This is a genomic window from Cupriavidus sp. 8B (assembly GCF_054589115.1).
Genome location: NZ_BAAILO010000250.1, coordinates 43,621 through 59,270, shown reverse-complemented (window position 1 = coordinate 59,270; position 15,650 = coordinate 43,621). Strand labels below are relative to the sequence as shown.

The 15,650-nt window shown below is 66.1% G+C and carries 16 protein-coding genes; 11 read left to right on the top strand and 5 right to left on the bottom strand.

What is annotated here, in order from left to right:
* Positions 1–75 precede the first annotated feature (75 nt).
* Both ACYP5B_RS24210 and ACYP5B_RS24205 read left to right on the top strand, forming a co-directional pair.
* Complete coding sequence (locus ACYP5B_RS24210) at positions 76–432, top strand: guanyl-specific ribonuclease (protein ID WP_420715674.1); 357 nt, start codon at positions 76–78, stop codon at positions 430–432.
* Positions 429–1,028 (top strand): barstar family protein, encoded by a 600-nt coding sequence (locus tag ACYP5B_RS24205; RefSeq protein WP_267604414.1) that lies wholly within the window; start codon positions 429–431, stop codon positions 1,026–1,028. The genes ACYP5B_RS24210 and ACYP5B_RS24205 overlap by 4 nt, the downstream gene beginning before the upstream one ends.
* Positions 1,029–1,111: 83 nt before the next feature.
* Here the strand turns inward: ACYP5B_RS24205 and ACYP5B_RS24200 are convergent, their stop codons facing one another.
* From ACYP5B_RS24200 to ACYP5B_RS24185, 4 genes are all read right to left on the bottom strand, one after another.
* Positions 1,112–1,714, bottom strand: coding sequence for a YidB family protein (locus ACYP5B_RS24200; protein WP_459571350.1), 603 nt, complete (start codon positions 1,712–1,714; stop codon positions 1,112–1,114).
* Between the two features lie 52 nt (positions 1,715–1,766).
* A complete protein-coding gene (locus ACYP5B_RS24195; protein ID WP_459571349.1) occupies positions 1,767–2,522 on the bottom strand; it encodes a 16S rRNA (uracil(1498)-N(3))-methyltransferase in 756 nt (251 codons plus the stop codon).
* Positions 2,522–2,962, bottom strand: a complete 441-nt coding sequence (locus tag ACYP5B_RS24190) for a VOC family protein (RefSeq protein ID WP_267604410.1) — start codon at positions 2,960–2,962, stop codon at positions 2,522–2,524. Before ACYP5B_RS24190 ends, ACYP5B_RS24195 begins: the two co-directional genes overlap by 1 nt.
* A gap of 72 nt (positions 2,963–3,034) precedes the next feature.
* Complete coding sequence (locus tag ACYP5B_RS24185; RefSeq protein WP_318230859.1) at positions 3,035–3,871, bottom strand: spermine/spermidine synthase domain-containing protein; 837 nt, start codon at positions 3,869–3,871, stop codon at positions 3,035–3,037.
* A 130-nt stretch (positions 3,872–4,001) separates the two neighbouring features.
* On the opposite strand from ACYP5B_RS24185, the gene tkt reads away from it, so the two are divergent.
* The 3 genes from tkt (at position 4,002) to ACYP5B_RS24170 (ending at position 8,406) form a co-directional block, all read left to right on the top strand.
* Positions 4,002–6,038 carry a transketolase gene (tkt, locus tag ACYP5B_RS24180; protein ID WP_459571348.1) on the top strand — a complete coding sequence of 679 codons (2,037 nt, stop codon included), beginning with the start codon at positions 4,002–4,004 and terminating at the stop codon, positions 6,036–6,038.
* A 97-nt stretch (positions 6,039–6,135) separates the two neighbouring features.
* The gene (gene gap / locus ACYP5B_RS24175) at positions 6,136–7,134 is read left to right on the top strand and encodes a type I glyceraldehyde-3-phosphate dehydrogenase (protein ID WP_174422980.1); all 999 of its coding nucleotides are present in this window, start codon (positions 6,136–6,138) and stop codon (positions 7,132–7,134) included.
* Positions 7,135–7,416: 282 nt separating this feature from the next.
* Positions 7,417–8,406 (top strand): LysR family transcriptional regulator, encoded by a 990-nt coding sequence (locus ACYP5B_RS24170; RefSeq protein WP_267604407.1) that lies wholly within the window; start codon positions 7,417–7,419, stop codon positions 8,404–8,406.
* A 70-nt stretch (positions 8,407–8,476) separates the two neighbouring features.
* On the opposite strand, the gene fur is transcribed toward ACYP5B_RS24170, so the two are convergent.
* Positions 8,477–8,908 (bottom strand): ferric iron uptake transcriptional regulator, encoded by a 432-nt coding sequence (gene fur, locus ACYP5B_RS24165; protein ID WP_267604405.1) that lies wholly within the window; start codon positions 8,906–8,908, stop codon positions 8,477–8,479.
* 199 nt (positions 8,909–9,107) lie between these two features.
* On the opposite strand from fur, the gene ACYP5B_RS24160 reads away from it, so the two are divergent.
* From ACYP5B_RS24160 to ACYP5B_RS24135, 6 genes are all read left to right on the top strand, one after another.
* Positions 9,108–9,719, top strand: a complete 612-nt coding sequence (locus tag ACYP5B_RS24160) for an outer membrane protein assembly factor BamE (RefSeq protein WP_459571347.1) — start codon at positions 9,108–9,110, stop codon at positions 9,717–9,719.
* A gap of 64 nt (positions 9,720–9,783) precedes the next feature.
* On the top strand, positions 9,784–10,581 hold the full coding sequence (gene dapB / locus ACYP5B_RS24155; RefSeq protein ID WP_459571346.1) for a 4-hydroxy-tetrahydrodipicolinate reductase: 798 nt from the start codon (positions 9,784–9,786) through the stop codon (positions 10,579–10,581).
* A 146-nt stretch (positions 10,582–10,727) separates the two neighbouring features.
* Positions 10,728–13,352 carry a leucine--tRNA ligase gene (gene leuS / locus ACYP5B_RS24150; protein WP_459571345.1) on the top strand — a complete coding sequence of 875 codons (2,625 nt, stop codon included), beginning with the start codon at positions 10,728–10,730 and terminating at the stop codon, positions 13,350–13,352.
* A 49-nt stretch (positions 13,353–13,401) separates the two neighbouring features.
* The gene (locus tag ACYP5B_RS24145) at positions 13,402–13,923 is read left to right on the top strand and encodes an LPS-assembly lipoprotein LptE (protein WP_052494686.1); all 522 of its coding nucleotides are present in this window, start codon (positions 13,402–13,404) and stop codon (positions 13,921–13,923) included.
* Between the two features lie 64 nt (positions 13,924–13,987).
* A complete protein-coding gene (holA, locus tag ACYP5B_RS24140) occupies positions 13,988–15,028 on the top strand; it encodes a DNA polymerase III subunit delta (protein ID WP_459571344.1) in 1,041 nt (346 codons plus the stop codon).
* 111 nt (positions 15,029–15,139) lie between these two features.
* The coding region (locus ACYP5B_RS24135; protein ID WP_459571343.1) for an aldehyde dehydrogenase family protein at positions 15,140–15,650 on the top strand (511 nt) is incomplete at its 3' end.

The following is a 15,650-nucleotide window of genomic DNA, read 5'->3' as shown; positions in this document are numbered from 1 at the left end:
GGTTCCCAGATTCCTTTGACGCAGCGCGCATCACAATGGATTTCAGTCGCCGGTCTGGCGCGAGCAGCAAGCCGGGTGTTGGCAGGCGTGGCATTGTCGTGCGCGCTGGCGCAGCCGGTGCTGGCACGCCAGGCGACCGATGACGGCACGGGAACCATCGCGGTACAACAGTTGCCCAACGAGGCACAGTCCACGTTGGAGCGGATCGAAGCGGGTGGCCCGTTTCCCTACGCCAAGGATGGCTCGAGGTTCGGCAACTACGAGCGCGCCTTGCCGCAAAGGTCGCGCAATTATTACCGCGAATACACGGTGAAGACAAACAGCCGAAATCGAGGAGCACGACGGATCGTATGTGGCGGTGATCAACGCGCCACCAACGACTGTTACTACACGGACGACCACTACAACAGTTTCAAACGGATAGCCAAATGATGACTGACATTTTCGGATTGGGCGACGCCCTTGCCGCCCGCGAAGAGCGCGGCGCCGGAGATGGCTGGCAGCGGGCCCAGACCCAGGCCCAGAATCTTTACGACAACGTGTTGACGATGCCCCGCAACGAGCTCTCGCAACAAACGCCGCTCGCACCCGTTCCCGCAGCCGGCACTGACGGCAGCCAAGAGGGAGCCATGAACCTGTTCAAGACGGTGCGTCCAAACATCGTCCAGTCGATCCGCGCGTTTCGCGTGCCCGAACTAGCCCAGGCCGCGGCGGAGCTGGGCCAGCATTTCCTGTACGCGAACTGTGCGCACTGCCAGAGCAAGGCGGAAGTGCTGGAAACCATCGCCACCAACTTCCTCTTTCCCAAGCATTTCGGCAAGAATTTCGATGCGCTGGCCGATTGCCTGACCGACCTGATTCACAAGGCGGGCGCGCAGCCCGGTTTCGTGATCGTGCTCGAAGGCCTGCCGATTGCGCAGAAGTTCGACAAGGAAGGGCGCGAGGTCTTGCTCGATGTGTTCCGCGATGCGGCCGAGTTCTGGGCCGAGCGCAAGGTGCAGTTCCGCGTGTTCTACTCCTTCGCCTGAGCGCCAGCCGCCCGCAGCGAAGACAGCAAGATTGAAAAGGCCCGCTAGCAGCGGGCCTTTTGCTTTGCCGGCAGGGCGCGGGGTTACGCCGCCGGCGGTATCTCGCCTTGCGGCGTCAGCTTGTCGATCAGCTCCGGCAGTCCTTCGCTGAGATGGGCTGCGACATCCTCTTGGGACAGGCCCGTCTTTTCGGCCAGGCTCTCCAGCGCGCCGGTGCCGCCGAGTGCGCTGGCCAGCGCGGACGGCGAGACCGCCTGGTTGGCGCCGGTGCCGATCCACGAGTTGACCTGCTCGCCCAGGCCGGCCTGGGCCAGGACCTGCTGCAAGGCCTCGATGCCGCCTGCCGCCGCGCCCAGCGCGGGTGCGGCGCCGGCCTGGCCCTGGCCACCCAGCAGCCCGCCGAGCAATCCGCCCAGATCCAGGCCGCCTGGTGCGCCACCGGCCGCGCCGCCGCCCATCAGCCCGCCGAGCAGTCCGCCAAGCCCGCCGAGGCCACCTGCGCTGGCGGCCGGATCGGCCGGATCATGCTCCGCCCCGGGGCTGCCTTCGGCGCCTTTGTGGCGCATGGCCAGCATGGCCAGCAGGCCTAGCGCCATCATCATCTTCGGGTTCAGGCCGCCAGCGCCCGCTTCGCCGCTGCCGCGCTGCCCGAACACTCCGCCCAGCACGCTATCGAGTAGTCCCATGATCGACTCCTTCCGGTGAAAGTGGCGCCGGGCCGGGATGGCCCGGGTGCCGTCAAAATCCGCCCAGTACCGCGTTGAGCGTGGCCAGGCAAGCAAGCCCGGCTGTCTCTGTACGCAAGATGCGCGGCCCGAGTGACACGCCCGTGAATCCGGCGCGCAGCGCCGCTGCTTCCTCGTCCGGCGCCAGCCCGCCTTCGGGCCCGATCAGCAGCGTGACGCCGCTGTCCAGCAGCGCATTGCGCTGCTCGGTGGCAAACGATACCAGCGACTGCGGGGCCCGCGGCGATACCAGCAGCCGTGCCCCTTGGGCCGCTGCCGGCTTCGCCTGCAGGCCCAGCCACGATTCCAAGTTAGCGACCGGCGCGACCTCCGGCAAGCGATTGCGCCCACATTGCTCGCATGCGGCCTCGACCAGCGCCTGCCAGTGCGCGTGGCGCTTTTGCGCCCGCTCCGCCGAGAGCCGGACCACCGAGCGGGCCGCCTGCAGGGGCTGGATGGCGGCGACGCCAAGCTCGACGGATTTCTCGATCAGCCAGTCCATCTTGTCGCCGCCCGCCAGCCCCTGCGCCAGCGTGACGCGGAACGGCGGCTCGGCCTCGAACGGATCGTGGCTGCCGATCCGCGCCAGCGCATGGCGCTTGCCGATATCGACCAGGGTAGCCGCATGGCTGCCGCCGCGTCCGTCGAACAGGGTGATGTCGTCGCCCGGGTTGAGCCGCAGCACCTGGACATGGCGCACCACAGCCTCGGGCAGTGGCATGTCGGTCTCGGCGGCCAACGCGGCATCGATAAAAAAGCGAGGCGGCATCAGGCGGATCCGTCCTCGTTCTTGCCGGCAGCTTTGGCCAGCGGCTTGCCAAAGCCCCAGCGGTAACCGTCGGGATCTTCGACCATGCAGTAGCGGTCGCCCCAGAACTGGTCGGCGGGCGCCATCAGGCTGATCGCGCCGGCGGCGACGGCGCGCGCGTGCATGGCATCGACGTCGTCGCAGTAGACGTAGAACGTCTGCGGGCATTCGACGCCGAGCGAGCGGGGCGCGCGCGCGGTGCTGCCCCAGGCGCCTTCGGGCGCGAACATCACGACGAGCTCGCCCTGGTAGTGCATCTCGGCGTGGGTCGGCACGCCGTTTTCGTCGACCACGTTCCCCGCGCTGAAACCGAAGGCGCGGTGGTAGAAGTCGAGCGCGCTGCGCCCGTTGCCCACCGTCAGGTAGGGGGTGAGCCAGGGGGTGTTGGCCGGTCTTGTCATGATCGTCTCCTGGTTACGGGAAGCCGCGCGGGGCTTGCCGTGGCGGCAAGACTCGCGGTGCGAATGAGCATCTTACGCGGGTGCGCCGGCGCTGTCGAAAAGCGCCTGCAGGTGCAGGGGCAGGGCGAACAAGGCAGGATGGAGCGCTGCGTGGTAGCAGCGCAGCTTGCGATCGAGCTTCCAGGCGCGCAGCCGCTCGTCGAGTTGCGCGGAGTCGGCGCCGCGCACATCGAGGCTGTCGCTGGCCAGCGCGATGGCCCATTGCGCGCCATAGACGGGGATGAAAGCGGTGATGGGCTGGACATGCGCAAAGCACTGCTGCAAGCGCGCGGCGAGCACGCGCACTGAATCGGGGCGGTGCTCCGGCGGGCCAAGGTGCACGGACAGCGCGCCGCCGGGCGCCAGGCAGCGCCGGGCGGTTTGCAGGCCGTGGGCGGAGAAGAGCGCCGCCGCCGGGCTGCCGTCGTCGGCCTCGGTCAAATCGAATACGATCAGGTCGAACTGCCGCCCCGCGCGCCCAAAGGCTTCCATCAAGCCGAGCGCGTCGCCGATGGCGAGGTGCACGCGCGGATCGTCGAAGGCACCCTGGTGGATGCCATCGAGCCAGGCCCGGGCCAGCGTCACGACATCGGGGTCGAGTTCGGCCACCACCACCTCGCGCATGAAGGGCAGGCGCAGCAATTCATGCGCCGAGCCGCCGTCGCCGCCACCCACCACCAGCGCGCAGCGCGCCGCACCATGGGCCACGGCCATGGGGTGCACCATCAGCTCGTGCTGGATGAAGGCGTCCGCTTCCGCGCTCATGACGCGGCCATCGAGGCGGAAGATCCGGCCAAAGCGGGGATGCTCGCCAATCTCGATTTGCTGGTACGGCGAGCGCACTGCCGCGAGCAGCCGAATCTGGCCCAAGGTGGTGCCAACGCCGGGGGAAAGCCATTCAGTCCATTGCAGATGGCCGCCAGGCGGGGCCGCCGGGTGGCCGAACTCCCCCCTTTGATCTGGTAAAATTCCGCTTTTCCCGCCGCCAGGTTCCCGCCGCATGTCTCACCTCGCTCATCCCGCCGCCAGTCCGCACGCTTCGCAGCCCATCCAACTCATGGCCAACGCCATCCGCGTCCTGGCCATGGACGCCGTCCAGCAGGCCAATTCAGGCCACCCCGGCATGCCGATGGGCATGGCGGATATCGCGGTTGCGCTGTGGGGCCGTCATCTGAAGCATAACCCGAGCAACCCCGAGTGGGCTGACCGCGACCGCTTCGTGCTGTCCAACGGCCACGGCTCGATGCTGCTTTACGCGCTGCTGCACCTGACCGGCTACGACCTGCCCCTGGCCGAGCTGAAGAACTTCCGCCAGATGCACAGCAAGACGGCTGGCCACCCGGAATACGGCATCACCCCGGGCGTGGAAACCACCACCGGCCCGCTGGGCCAGGGCCTGACCAACGCGGTCGGCATGGCGCTGGCCGAGCGCCTGCTGGGCGAGGAATTCAACCGCCCCGGCTTCGACATCGTCAACCACCACACCTATGTGTTCCTGGGCGACGGCTGCCTGATGGAAGGCATCAGCCACGAGGCCTGCTCGCTGGCCGGCACGCTGAAGCTGAACAAGCTGGTCGCGCTGTGGGACGACAACGGCATCTCGATCGATGGCGACGTGGTGCACTGGTTCGCCGACGACACCCCGAAGCGTTTCGAAGCCTACGGCTGGAATGTCATCCGCGCGGTGGACGGCCATGACGCCGCCGCCGTCGACGCCGCCATCGCCGAAGCCAAGTACAGCGACCGCCCGACCCTGATCTGCTGCCGTACCCTGATCGGCAAGGGCGCGCCCAACAAGGAAGGCGGCCACGATGTGCATGGCGCGCCGCTTGGTGGTGCCGAAATCCTGGCCACGCGCGAGGCGCTGGGCTGGGCCCACGCCCCGTTCGAGCTGCCGGCCGAAGTCTATACGGCATGGGATGCCAAGGCCCGCGGCGGTTCGCTGGAAAAGGCCTGGAACGCCCTGTTCGAGGCTTATGCCGAGCGCTTCCCGTACGAAGCCGGCGAATTCCAGCGCCGCATGCGCGGCGAGCTGCCCGGCGCGTTCGACGCTGCCGTGGACGCGTTCCTGGCCAAGTGCGAGGAAAAGGCGGAAACCATCGCCACCCGCAAGGCCAGCCAGAACACCATCGAGGCGCTCGCGCCGGTGCTGCCGGAATTCCTGGGCGGCTCGGCCGACCTGACCGGCTCCAACCTGACCAACTGGTCGGGCAGCAAGGCCGTGCGCGGCGATGCCTGGGGCACCCACATCAACTACGGCGTGCGCGAGTTCGGCATGAGCGCCATCATGAACGGCATCACGCTGCATGGTGGCTACATCCCTTATGGCGGCACGTTCCTGACCTTCTCCGACTACAGCCGCAATGCCCTGCGCATGGCGGCGCTGATGAAGATCCGCACGCTGTTCGTGTTCACCCACGACTCCATCGGCCTGGGCGAGGACGGCCCGACCCACCAGTCGATCGAGCACGTCGCCAGCCTGCGCCTGATCCCCAACATGGATGTGTGGCGTACCGCCGACACTACCGAAACCGCGGTGGCCTGGGCCCAGTCCGTGCGCCGCGAGAACGGCCCGAGCTGCCTGATCTTCAGCCGCCAGAACCTGCCGTTCCAGAAGCGTGACGACACCACCCGCGCCAATATCGCGCGCGGCGGCTACGTGCTGCGCGACGGCGCCAACGCCAAGACCGGCCGCCCGGACGCCGTGATCATCGCCACCGGCTCGGAAGTCGGCCTGGCCGTGGGCGCCGCTGATCAACTGGCTGCCGACGGCGTGCACGTGCGGGTGGTCTCGGTGCCGGCAACCACGGTATTCGACAAGCAGGACGCCGCCTACAAGGCATCGGTGCTGCCGGCCGGCGTGCCGCGCGTGGCGGTGGAAGCCGGTGTGACGGATTTCTGGTGGAAGTACCAGGTCCAGGCCGTGGTGGGCATCGACACCTTCGGCGAATCGGCTCCCGCTGGCGTATTGTTCAAGCACTTCGGCTTCACAGTCGAGAACGTCGTGCGCACCGTGCGCGACACGCTCGGCCAGTAACAGGCATTCCCGGGCCCGCGCAGCGGTCGACTCGGCCGCGCGGGCCGGCAGACGCTTTCCCGCATCCATCGATCGTTAGCCTACTCAGGAGATAAACATGACCATCAAGATCGGCATCAACGGCTTCGGCCGCATCGGGCGCATGGTGTTCCGCGCTGCCGCCGCCAACTTCAAGGAAATCGAAGTGGTCGGCATCAACGACCTGCTCGAGCCCGACTACCTGGCCTACATGCTGAAGTACGACTCGGTGCACGGCCGCTTCGACGGCGAAGTGTCGGTCGACGGCAACACCCTGATCGTCAACGGCAAGAAGATCCGCCTGACCGCCGTCAAGGATCCGTCCGAGCTGAAGTGGGGCGAGATCGGCGCCGACGTGGTGATCGAGTCCACCGGCATCTTCCTGACCAAGGAAGGCGCGCAGAAGCACATCGACGCGGGCGCCAGGAAGGTGATCATGTCGGCCCCGTCCAAGGACGACACCCCGATGTTCGTGTACGGCGTGAACCACGGCACGTACAAGGGCGAAGCGATCATCTCCAACGCCAGCTGCACCACCAACTGCCTGGCGCCGGTCGCCAAGGTGCTCAACGACAAGTGGGGCATCAAGCGTGGCCTGATGACCACCGTGCACGCCACCACCGCCACGCAAAAGACCGTCGACGGCCCGTCCAACAAGGACTGGCGCGGTGGCCGCGGCATCCTGGAAAACATCATTCCGTCGAGCACTGGCGCTGCCAAGGCCGTGGGCGTGGTGATTCCTGAGCTGAACAAGAAGCTGACCGGCATGTCGTTCCGCGTGCCGACCTCCGACGTGTCGGTGGTCGACCTGACCGTCGAGCTGGAAAAGGGTGCTACCTACGCCGAGATCTGCGCCGAAATGAAGGCACAGAGCCAGGGCGCGCTCAAGGGCGTGCTGGGTTACACCGAAGACAAGGTGGTTGCCACGGATTTCCGCGGCGATGCACGCACCTCGATCTTCGACGCCGAAGCCGGCATCGCGCTGGACTCGACCTTCGTCAAGATCGTGAGCTGGTACGACAACGAGTGGGGCTATTCCAACAAGGTGCTGGAAATGGCTCGCGTCGTCGCCAAGTAAGCTTGCCTGGATAGGTTGGTTTGCGCACGGAACAAAGCGGCATTCCCTGGAATGCCGCTTTGTCGTCTGCCTGCAACTCCAGCTATCGGCAGCCTAGGCAAGCCTTCCGCCAGGATCCCGGCGCAAGGACAAAGACCGGCACGGTGCTAGGGGCGGGCGCGGAATTCCTGTTCCGTTCCCGACTTTGCTCTTACACTGTGAAAGTGCTGGATATACCGATGCGCAGCCAATGCAAGTGACGATACGGTCATTCCCAATTCCCAATCCAACCTGGGTGAGATCATGGTGAATGTGGATACCAAGCTGCTCGTGATTTTTACCGAGCTGCTCAGCAAGCGAAACGCGACCTATGTCGCGGAAAAAATGCATATGACCGCACCCGCGGTTTCGCATTCGCTGGGTCGCCTGCGCGAGATTTTCGACGATCCCCTTTTCATCCGCGTGCCGCACGGCCTGACGCCGACGCCGCGGGCCCTGGAACTGGGGCCGAAGATTCGCGACATGCTGGACCTGTGGTCCTCGATCAACGAGGGCGACGCCGATAATTTCGACCCCGCCGTCGCTACCGGCACCCTCAACATCGGCTTTGCCGCCGAGTTGGGCGATACGGTCTTCAACCGCTTCATCCTGCGCATCAAGCAACTGGCGCCGGAGTTGCATATCAAGCTGGTCGAATCCCATTCCTGGGAGTCGGATGTTGCCGCCATGCGTGGCAACGAACTGGACCTGGCGTTCTCGCCGTTCCCGACCCGGCATCCCGAAATCGTGGAAGAGATGGTTACCTCGCTCAACCTCTGGGTTTGCGCGCGGAAAAACCATCCGGTGCTCAAGGGCACTTGCACGCTGGAACAGTATCTCGACTGCGGCCACATCTTCATGGCGCATTCGGGCGGCAACGGCCGTCCGGCACCGTCGCTGATCCCGCTGGACTACGCCTTGCAGCAGCGCGGCCTCAAGCGCAATGCGACGTTGACGGTGCATTCCTGGCGCGCGCAGTCGGAACTGGCCGCGCAGACCGACATGATCTTCACGGTCAATGCGCTGACCAAGGACATGGCTTGCGAGACCTACGGCCTCAAGGCCTTCCCCTTGCCGGCGGAACTCAATACCACGCTGGGCCTGAACATGTTCTGGCACCGCAGCCGCAATACCCATCCAATGCTGGTGTGGGCACGCGGGCTGTTCCGCCAGGTCGTGGGCGAATTCGTCGGCGTGCCGGCGGTTGCGCGTGGCCTGCACATCGTTGCCGAGCACGATCAGCTGGAATCGTGAGGCAGGCTTGCAATAAAAAAACCGGCGCTGGCGCCGGTTTTTTTATGCTCGCGGGGAAATCGCGGCTGGCTTAGCGCTTGGCCCGGTGGGGGCACTCGTGCTTGGTGCAGCTGCCATAGAGCGACAATGCGTGTTCGTGCAGCGCGAAGCCGCGCTCGGTCGCGATGCTTTGCTGGCGGCGCTCGATTTCGGAGTCGTAGAATTCCTCCACGCGGCCGCAATCGATGCAGACCAGGTGGTCGTGGTGCTTGCCTTCATTCAGCTCGAAAATGGCTTTGCCGGATTCGAAGTTGTTGCGCGACAGCAGTCCAGCCTGCTCGAACTGGGTCAGCACGCGATAGACGGTTGCGAGGCCGATATCCATTTGTTCGTTGAGCAGGATGCGGTAAACGTCTTCCGCGCTCAGGTGGCGCTGCTCGCTGGTCTGGAAGATCTCGAGGATCTTCAGACGGGGTACGGTCGCTTTAAGACCGATATTTTTGAGGTCCGCCGGACTCGGCATGGGCGTGACTCCCTAGAGTACAATGTCTGGATAATTGAATCATAAGGGTTTTGGCGGCAAAAGTCGCCCCGGCGGTTGCCTGGGGCTCGGTCACCTGCCCTAGGCTGCGCTCGCGATGATCCATCGCCGCTGCCGCCTCATGGCCAACACCGTGAGGGCCTGAATCGGCACTTTTCTCTCCCTTCTAGAAGCGAGATACATGCGTTCATTTCGTTCGTCCGCCATGCGTCCGACGCTGGTTACTACTGTGCTGGCTGCAGCTACCCTGCTAACGGCAGCGTGCTCCACCTATGACAATACGTCGCGCAAGGTCGCCAACGCGATCACGCCGTACCGTATCAACATCGTGCAAGGCAACTTTGTCTCGCGTGAAGCCGCCGCCCAGCTGCGTGAAGGCATGACGCGCGAGCAGGTCAAGTTCCTGCTCGGCACGCCGCTGCTGGCCGATGTGTTCCACGGCAACCGCTGGGACTACGTGTTCTCGTTCCGCCGGGGCAATACGCCGGTGGTGCAGCAGCGCCGCTATACCGTCTTCTTCGATGGCGACAAGCTGACCAAGTTCGGCGGCGACGAGTTGCCGTCCGAATACGAGCTGATTGCCGAAATCGACGGCATGAAGGCCATGCAGGCGGGCAAGGCACCGACGCCTAAGGCGCCGGCCGAAACCGTTGCCGCGGCTTCGGAAGTGGCGGCGACCCCGGCAGCAACCCCGGATGCAGCCCCCGCCGCAACTCCGGCCGCAGCCCCGGATGCAGCCCCCGCCGCCGCGCCTGCTGCCGCCGCGCCGGCGGCCGCCAGCCCGACCAACTGAGCCGCCAGGCCCGAATGCCGGCCGCGTCACGCGGCCGGCTTGTTTTTTTGACTGCTGACACGCCATGAATATCGCCATCGCAGGTGCCTCCGGCCGCATGGGCCGCATGTTGATCGAACACGTACTCGCCACCGAAGGCTTCACCCTGTCGGGCGCGCTGGATGTACCGGGCGCCCCGGCCTTGGGCCAGGATGCCGGGCTGCTGCTGGGCCGTACCACCGGCGTGGCGGTCACCTCGGATATCGAGGCTGCCCTTGCCGGTGCGGACTGCCTGATCGACTTCACCCGGCCCGAGGGCACGCTCGTGCACCTGGCAGCGGCCAGGCGCCTGGGCGTCAAGGTGGTCACCGGCACCACCGGATTCGACGACGCCGGCCGTGCCGCCATCGCCGAAGCTGCCAAGCACATCGGCGTGGTGTTCTCGGCCAATATGAGCGTGGGCGTCAACGCCACGTTCAAGCTGCTCGAAGTCGCCGCCAAGCTGCTTTCTTCCGGCTACGACATCGAAGTCATCGAGGCGCACCACCGCCATAAGGTGGATGCCCCGTCGGGCACCGCGCTGGCGATGGGCGAGGTGGTGGCCAAGGCGCTGGGCCGCGATCTGAAGACCTGCGGCGTGTTCTCCCGCGAAGGCCACACCGGGCCGCGCGACCCCAACTCCATTGGCTTTGCCACCGTGCGCGGCGGCGATATCGTGGGCGACCACACCGTGATGTTCGCCGGCATCGGCGAGCGCATCGAGATCACGCACAAGTCGTCCAGCCGCCAGTCGTATGCCGAGGGCGCGCTACGCGCGGCGCGCTTCCTGGCCGACAAGCCCACCGGCCTGTTCGACATGCAGGACGTACTCGGCCTGAAGTAAGGCCCCGGCAGGCCCTGCGCCGCAAGTGCCGACGGTTATAATCGGCACTTTCGCCGCTCCAGTGCAGGCGGGCGCCGGAAGGCTTGCCCGCCGCTAATCTTTTCCACGCTTTTCGCACGCCAACGCACCGCGCCGTTGTCCTGAACATGCAAGACAAATACCTTCCCTCCGCCGTTGAACAAGCCGCCCAGCAACACTGGCAAGCCATCGATGCCTACCGTGTGTCGGAAGAGGCGAAGCTGGCCGACGGCAGCGAGAAGCCCAAGTTCTATGCCTGCTCGATGCTGCCTTACCCGTCGGGCAAGCTGCATATGGGCCACGTGCGCAACTACACCATCAACGACGTGATGGCGCGCCACCTGCGCATGAACGGGCACAACGTGCTGATGCCGATGGGCTGGGATGCGTTCGGCATGCCGGCGGAAAACGCCGCGCTCAACAATGGCGTGGCGCCGGCGGCCTGGACCTACGACAACATCGCCTACATGAAGCGGCAGATGCAGTCGATGGGCCTGGCCATCGACTGGTCGCGCGAAGTCGCGACCTGCAGCCCGGACTACTACCGCTGGAACCAGTGGCTGTTCCTCAAGATGCTGGAAAAAGGCATCGCCTACCGCAAGACCGGTACGGTGAACTGGGACCCGGTCGACCAGACCGTGCTGGCCAACGAGCAGGTCATCGACGGGCGCGGCTGGCGCTCGGGCGCGCTGGTTGAAAAGCGCGAGATCCCAATGTACTACCTGCGCATCACCGACTATGCCGAGGAACTGCTCGGCGATCTGGACGACCTGGGCTGGCCCGAGCGCGTCAAGATCATGCAGCAGAACTGGATCGGCAAGAGCGTGGGCGTGCGCTTCGCCTTCCCACATGCCATCGCCGGCGACGACGGCAAGCTGATCGGCGACGGCAAGCTGTACGTGTTTACCACGCGCGCCGACACCATCATGGGCGTGACCTTCTGCGCGGTCGCCGCCGAGCACCCGCTGGCCACCCATGCCGCCGCCACCAATCCTGAGCTGGCCGCCTTTATCGACGAGTGCAAGCATGGCTCGGTGGCGGAAGCCGATATGGCGACCATGGAAAAGAAGGGCATGCCCACCGGCTTGAAGGTGGTGCACCCGCTCACCGGCGAGCAGGTCGAGGTGTGGGTCGGCAACTACGTGCTGATGAGTTACGGCGACGGCGCCGTGATGGGCGTGCCCGCGCACGACGAGCGCGACTTTGCCTTTGCCAACAAGTACGGCCTGCCGATCAAGCAAGTGGTCGACGTCAAGGGCCAGCCGTTCTCCACCGAAGCCTGGCAGGAATGGTACGGCGACAAGGAACACGGCACCTGCATCCATAGTGGCAAATACGACGGCCTGGACTACAAGGCCGCGGTGGAAGCCATCGCAGCCGATCTGGGCGCCAAGGGCCTGGGCGAAAAGAAGATCACCTGGCGCCTGCGCGACTGGGGCATCTCGCGCCAGCGTTACTGGGGCACGCCGATCCCGCTGATCCATTGCGACGACTGCGGCGTGGTGCCGGTGCCGGAGCGGGACCTGCCGGTAGTGCTGCCGGAAGACCTGGTGCCGGACGGCACCGGCAACCCGCTGGCCAAGGATCCGCGTTTCCTCGCGTGCACCTGCCCATCGTGCGGCAAGCCGGCGCGCCGCGAGACCGACACCATGGATACCTTCATCGATTCGTGCTGGTATTACATGCGCTATACCTGCCCGGATGCGGCCACCATGGTCGACGGCCGCAACGACTACTGGATGCCGATGGACCAGTACATCGGCGGCATCGAGCACGCGATCCTTCACCTGCTGTACGCCCGCTTCTGGACCAAGGTCATGCGCGACATGGGCCTGGTCACGTTCAACGAGCCGTTCTCGAACCTGCTCACGCAGGGCATGGTGCTCAACGACACCTACTACCGCGAGGACGCGGCCGGCAAGAAGACCTGGTACAACCCGGCCGAAGTCGATGTCAGCACCGATGAGCGCGGCCGCCCGCTGGGCGCCGTGCTCAAGGCCGATGGCCAGCCGGTGGTGATCGGCGGCGTGGAGAAGATGTCGAAGTCCAAGAACAACGGCATCGACCCGCAGGCCCTGATCGACCAGTACGGCGCCGATACCGCGCGCCTGTTCGTCATGTTCGCCGCGCCGCCCGAGCAGCAGCTCGAGTGGAGCGGCTCGGGCGTGGAGGGCGCCTCGCGCTTCCTGCGCCGGGTGTGGAACTACGGTTATGCCAACGCCGAGGCGATCGCCGCGGGCGGCAATGGTGCGCCGTCCGGCGACGCCGATGCAGCGCTGCGCCGCGAGATCCACAGCGTGCTCAAGCAGGCCAACTACGACTACCAGCGCATCCAGTACAACACGGTGGTGTCCGCCACCATGAAGATGCTCAACGCGCTGGAGGACGCCAAGGAGGCCACGCCCGCCGCGCGCCGCGAGTGCCTGGGCATCCTGCTGCGCGTGCTGTACCCGGTGGTGCCGCACGTCACCCACGGGCTGTGGCAGGAACTGGGCTACGCCACGCAGTACGGCGACCTGCTCGACGCAGCCTGGCCGCAGGTGGACGAATCCGCGCTGGTGCAAAGCGAGCTGGACCTCGTGCTGCAGATCAATGGCAAGGTGCGCGGCAGCCTGAAGGTGCCGGCCGATGCCGAGCGCGCGGCCATCGAGGCCATGGCTGCTGCCAGCGAGATCGTTGCCAAGTTTGCCGACGGCGCCGCGCCGAAGAAGATCGTGGTGGTCCCGGGCCGCCTGGTTAACGTGGTTCTTTAACGTGGTGCTCTAACCAGCGCCGAGAGAAGCCAACAAGGGAGCTGCCCATATGGATGGACAGAAGCTGGATCGACCGCTGCAGGGCCGCCGCAAGGTCCTGGCCACGCTGCTGCTGGCCGGCCTGCTGGGCGGCTGCGGGTTTCACATGCGCGGCAACGCGGACTTCGCGTTCAAGCGGCTGTATGTGAGCATTCCGCCCAATACGCTGATGGGCTCCGATTTGCGCCGCGCCATCCGCAACGGCTCGGACACGCAGATCGTGACCGACCCGAAAGAAGCGGATGCCCTGCTCGATGTGCTGCAGGACACGCGTACCAAGACGGTGCTGTCGATCACCACCACCGGCGTGGTGCGGGAATACCGCCTGACGCAGCGCTTCACCTTCCGCCTGCGCGATGCCGGCGGCCAGGAACTGATCGCGCCGTCGCAGCTGGTGCTCACGCGCGACCTGACCTACAACGAAGCCAACACGCTGGCCAAGGATTACGAAGAGCAGCAGCTCTATCGCGATATGCAGCGTGACATCGTGCAGCAGCTGATTCGCCGGCTGAGCGCGGTCAAGGCCATCTGAGCCGCGCAACAAGCGCCGCCCGGAAAGCCCAACACGGTAAGGACAGAGGAAAGAAGCGCACGGCATGCAGCTCAAGCTCGACGGACTCGAAGCGCACCTGCGCCAGGCCAAGGGACGCGGCCTGGCACCGCTCTACGTGGTGCATGGCGACGAGCACCTGCTGGTGCTCGAGGCGGTCGACCGCCTGCGCCAGGCCGCGCGCGAGTCTGGCTTCACGGAGCGCGAGGTGCTGTCGTCCGAGCGCGGCTTCAACTGGGGCCATGTGGTGCAGGCGCAGCAATCGATGTCGTTGTTCGGCGACCGCAAGATCGTCGAGTTGCGGATTCCCTCCGGCAAGCCCGGCAAGGACGGCGGCGAGGCGCTGCGCGCGGTGGCTGCCCAGCCTTCGCCGGACGTGGTCATGTTCATCACACTGCCGCGGCTGGACTTCGCCACGGCCAAGTCGGCCTGGTTCCAGGCGCTGGACGCCGCCGGCGTGTCGATCAAGGTCGATTCGGTTGACCGCACCCGGCTGCCCGCCTGGGTCGGCGAGCGGCTGGCGCTGCAGCAGCAGCGGGTCGAGCCCGGCGAACCGGGCCGGCGCGCGCTGCAGTTCATCGCCGACAAGGTCGAAGGCAACCTGCTGGCCGCCCACCAGGAAATCCAGAAGCTCGGGCTGCTGTATCCCGCAGGCCCGCTGAGCTTCGAGCAGGTGCACGATGCGGTGCTCAACGTGGCCCGCTACGACGTCTTCAAGCTCTCCGAAGCCATGCTGAGCGGCGACGTGCCGCGCCTGGTGCGCATGCTCGAAGGGCTGCGCGGGGAGGGGGAGGCCACGGTGCTGGTGCTGTGGGCGCTGACCGAGGAAATTCGCGTATTATCCAAGGTCCGGCAAGGGCTGGCGGCAGGCAAGCAGATCGGCGTCCTGACGCGCGAACTGCGTGTCTGGGGCCCGCGCGAAAAGCTGGTGCCGCAGGCCGCGCAGCGCCTCTCGCTGGCGCAGCTGGAAGCGGCGCTGGGCATGGCCGCCAAGCTGGACCGGCAGGTCAAGGGCCTGCGCGCCGAGGGCATGCCGGCCGAACCCTGGGATGGCCTGCTGCAGCTGGCGCTGACCATCGCCCGGTAAGCCCGCGGCGCAGTCAACGGCGACGGATCGCCAGTTGCCTGCACTGCCAGCATTGCCAGCCGTAGCCGACAAAAAACCAAGCATTGAGGGCCGGGTCCCCTGGCCAGGAATATGAACGAGCTCGATCTCAAGCAGTACATGGACCGCGTCGGCCAGCAGGCCCGCGCCGCCTCCCGCGCCATGGCGCGCGCCTCCACCGCCGACAAGAATCGCGCGCTGCTGACCATCGCCGCCGCCATCCGCCGCGACGCCGCGCACTTGAAGACCGTGAACGCCGGCGATGTGGAACGTGCCCGCGCCAACGGCCAGGATGCTGCCTTTATCGACCGCCTGACGCTTTCGGACAAGGCCATCGACACCATGGCCGCCGGCCTGGAGCAGATCGCCGCGCTGGCGGACCCGATCGGCGAGATCAGCAACATGAAATTCCGTCCCACCGGCATCCAGGTGGGCCAGATGCGGGTGCCGCTGGGCGTCATCGGCATCATCTACGAGTCGCGCCCCAACGTGACCATCGATGCAGCCGCGCTGTGCCTGAAGTCGGGCAACGCCACCATCTTGCGCGGCGGCTCCGAGGCGATCGACTCCAACACCGCGCTGGCCGCACTGGTGGCCGAGGGCC

Bases quoted from the DNA above. Each gene is read 5' to 3' on its own strand.
- tkt (WP_459571348.1), top strand. From the start codon at position 4,002: ATGTCTCACCTCGCTCATCCCGCCGCCAGTCCGCACGCTTCGCAGCCC.
- dapB (WP_459571346.1), top strand. From the start codon at position 9,784: ATGAATATCGCCATCGCAGGTGCCTCCGGCCGCATGGGCCGCATGTTG.
- holA (WP_459571344.1), top strand. From the start codon at position 13,988: ATGCAGCTCAAGCTCGACGGACTCGAAGCGCACCTGCGCCAGGCCAAG.
- ACYP5B_RS24195 (WP_459571349.1), bottom strand. From the start codon at position 2,522: ATGCCGCCTCGCTTTTTTATCGATGCCGCGTTGGCCGCCGAGACCGAC.
- ACYP5B_RS24200 (WP_459571350.1), bottom strand. From the start codon at position 1,714: ATGGGACTACTCGATAGCGTGCTGGGCGGAGTGTTCGGGCAGCGCGGC.
- ACYP5B_RS24190 (WP_267604410.1), bottom strand. From the start codon at position 2,962: ATGACAAGACCGGCCAACACCCCCTGGCTCACCCCCTACCTGACGGTG.
- ACYP5B_RS24205 (WP_267604414.1), top strand. From the start codon at position 429: ATGATGACTGACATTTTCGGATTGGGCGACGCCCTTGCCGCCCGCGAA.
- gap (WP_174422980.1), top strand. From the start codon at position 6,136: ATGACCATCAAGATCGGCATCAACGGCTTCGGCCGCATCGGGCGCATG.
- leuS (WP_459571345.1), top strand. From the start codon at position 10,728: ATGCAAGACAAATACCTTCCCTCCGCCGTTGAACAAGCCGCCCAGCAA.
- ACYP5B_RS24170 (WP_267604407.1), top strand. From the start codon at position 7,417: ATGGTGAATGTGGATACCAAGCTGCTCGTGATTTTTACCGAGCTGCTC.
- ACYP5B_RS24145 (WP_052494686.1), top strand. From the start codon at position 13,402: ATGGATGGACAGAAGCTGGATCGACCGCTGCAGGGCCGCCGCAAGGTC.
- fur (WP_267604405.1), bottom strand. From the start codon at position 8,908: ATGCCGAGTCCGGCGGACCTCAAAAATATCGGTCTTAAAGCGACCGTA.
- ACYP5B_RS24160 (WP_459571347.1), top strand. From the start codon at position 9,108: ATGCGTTCATTTCGTTCGTCCGCCATGCGTCCGACGCTGGTTACTACT.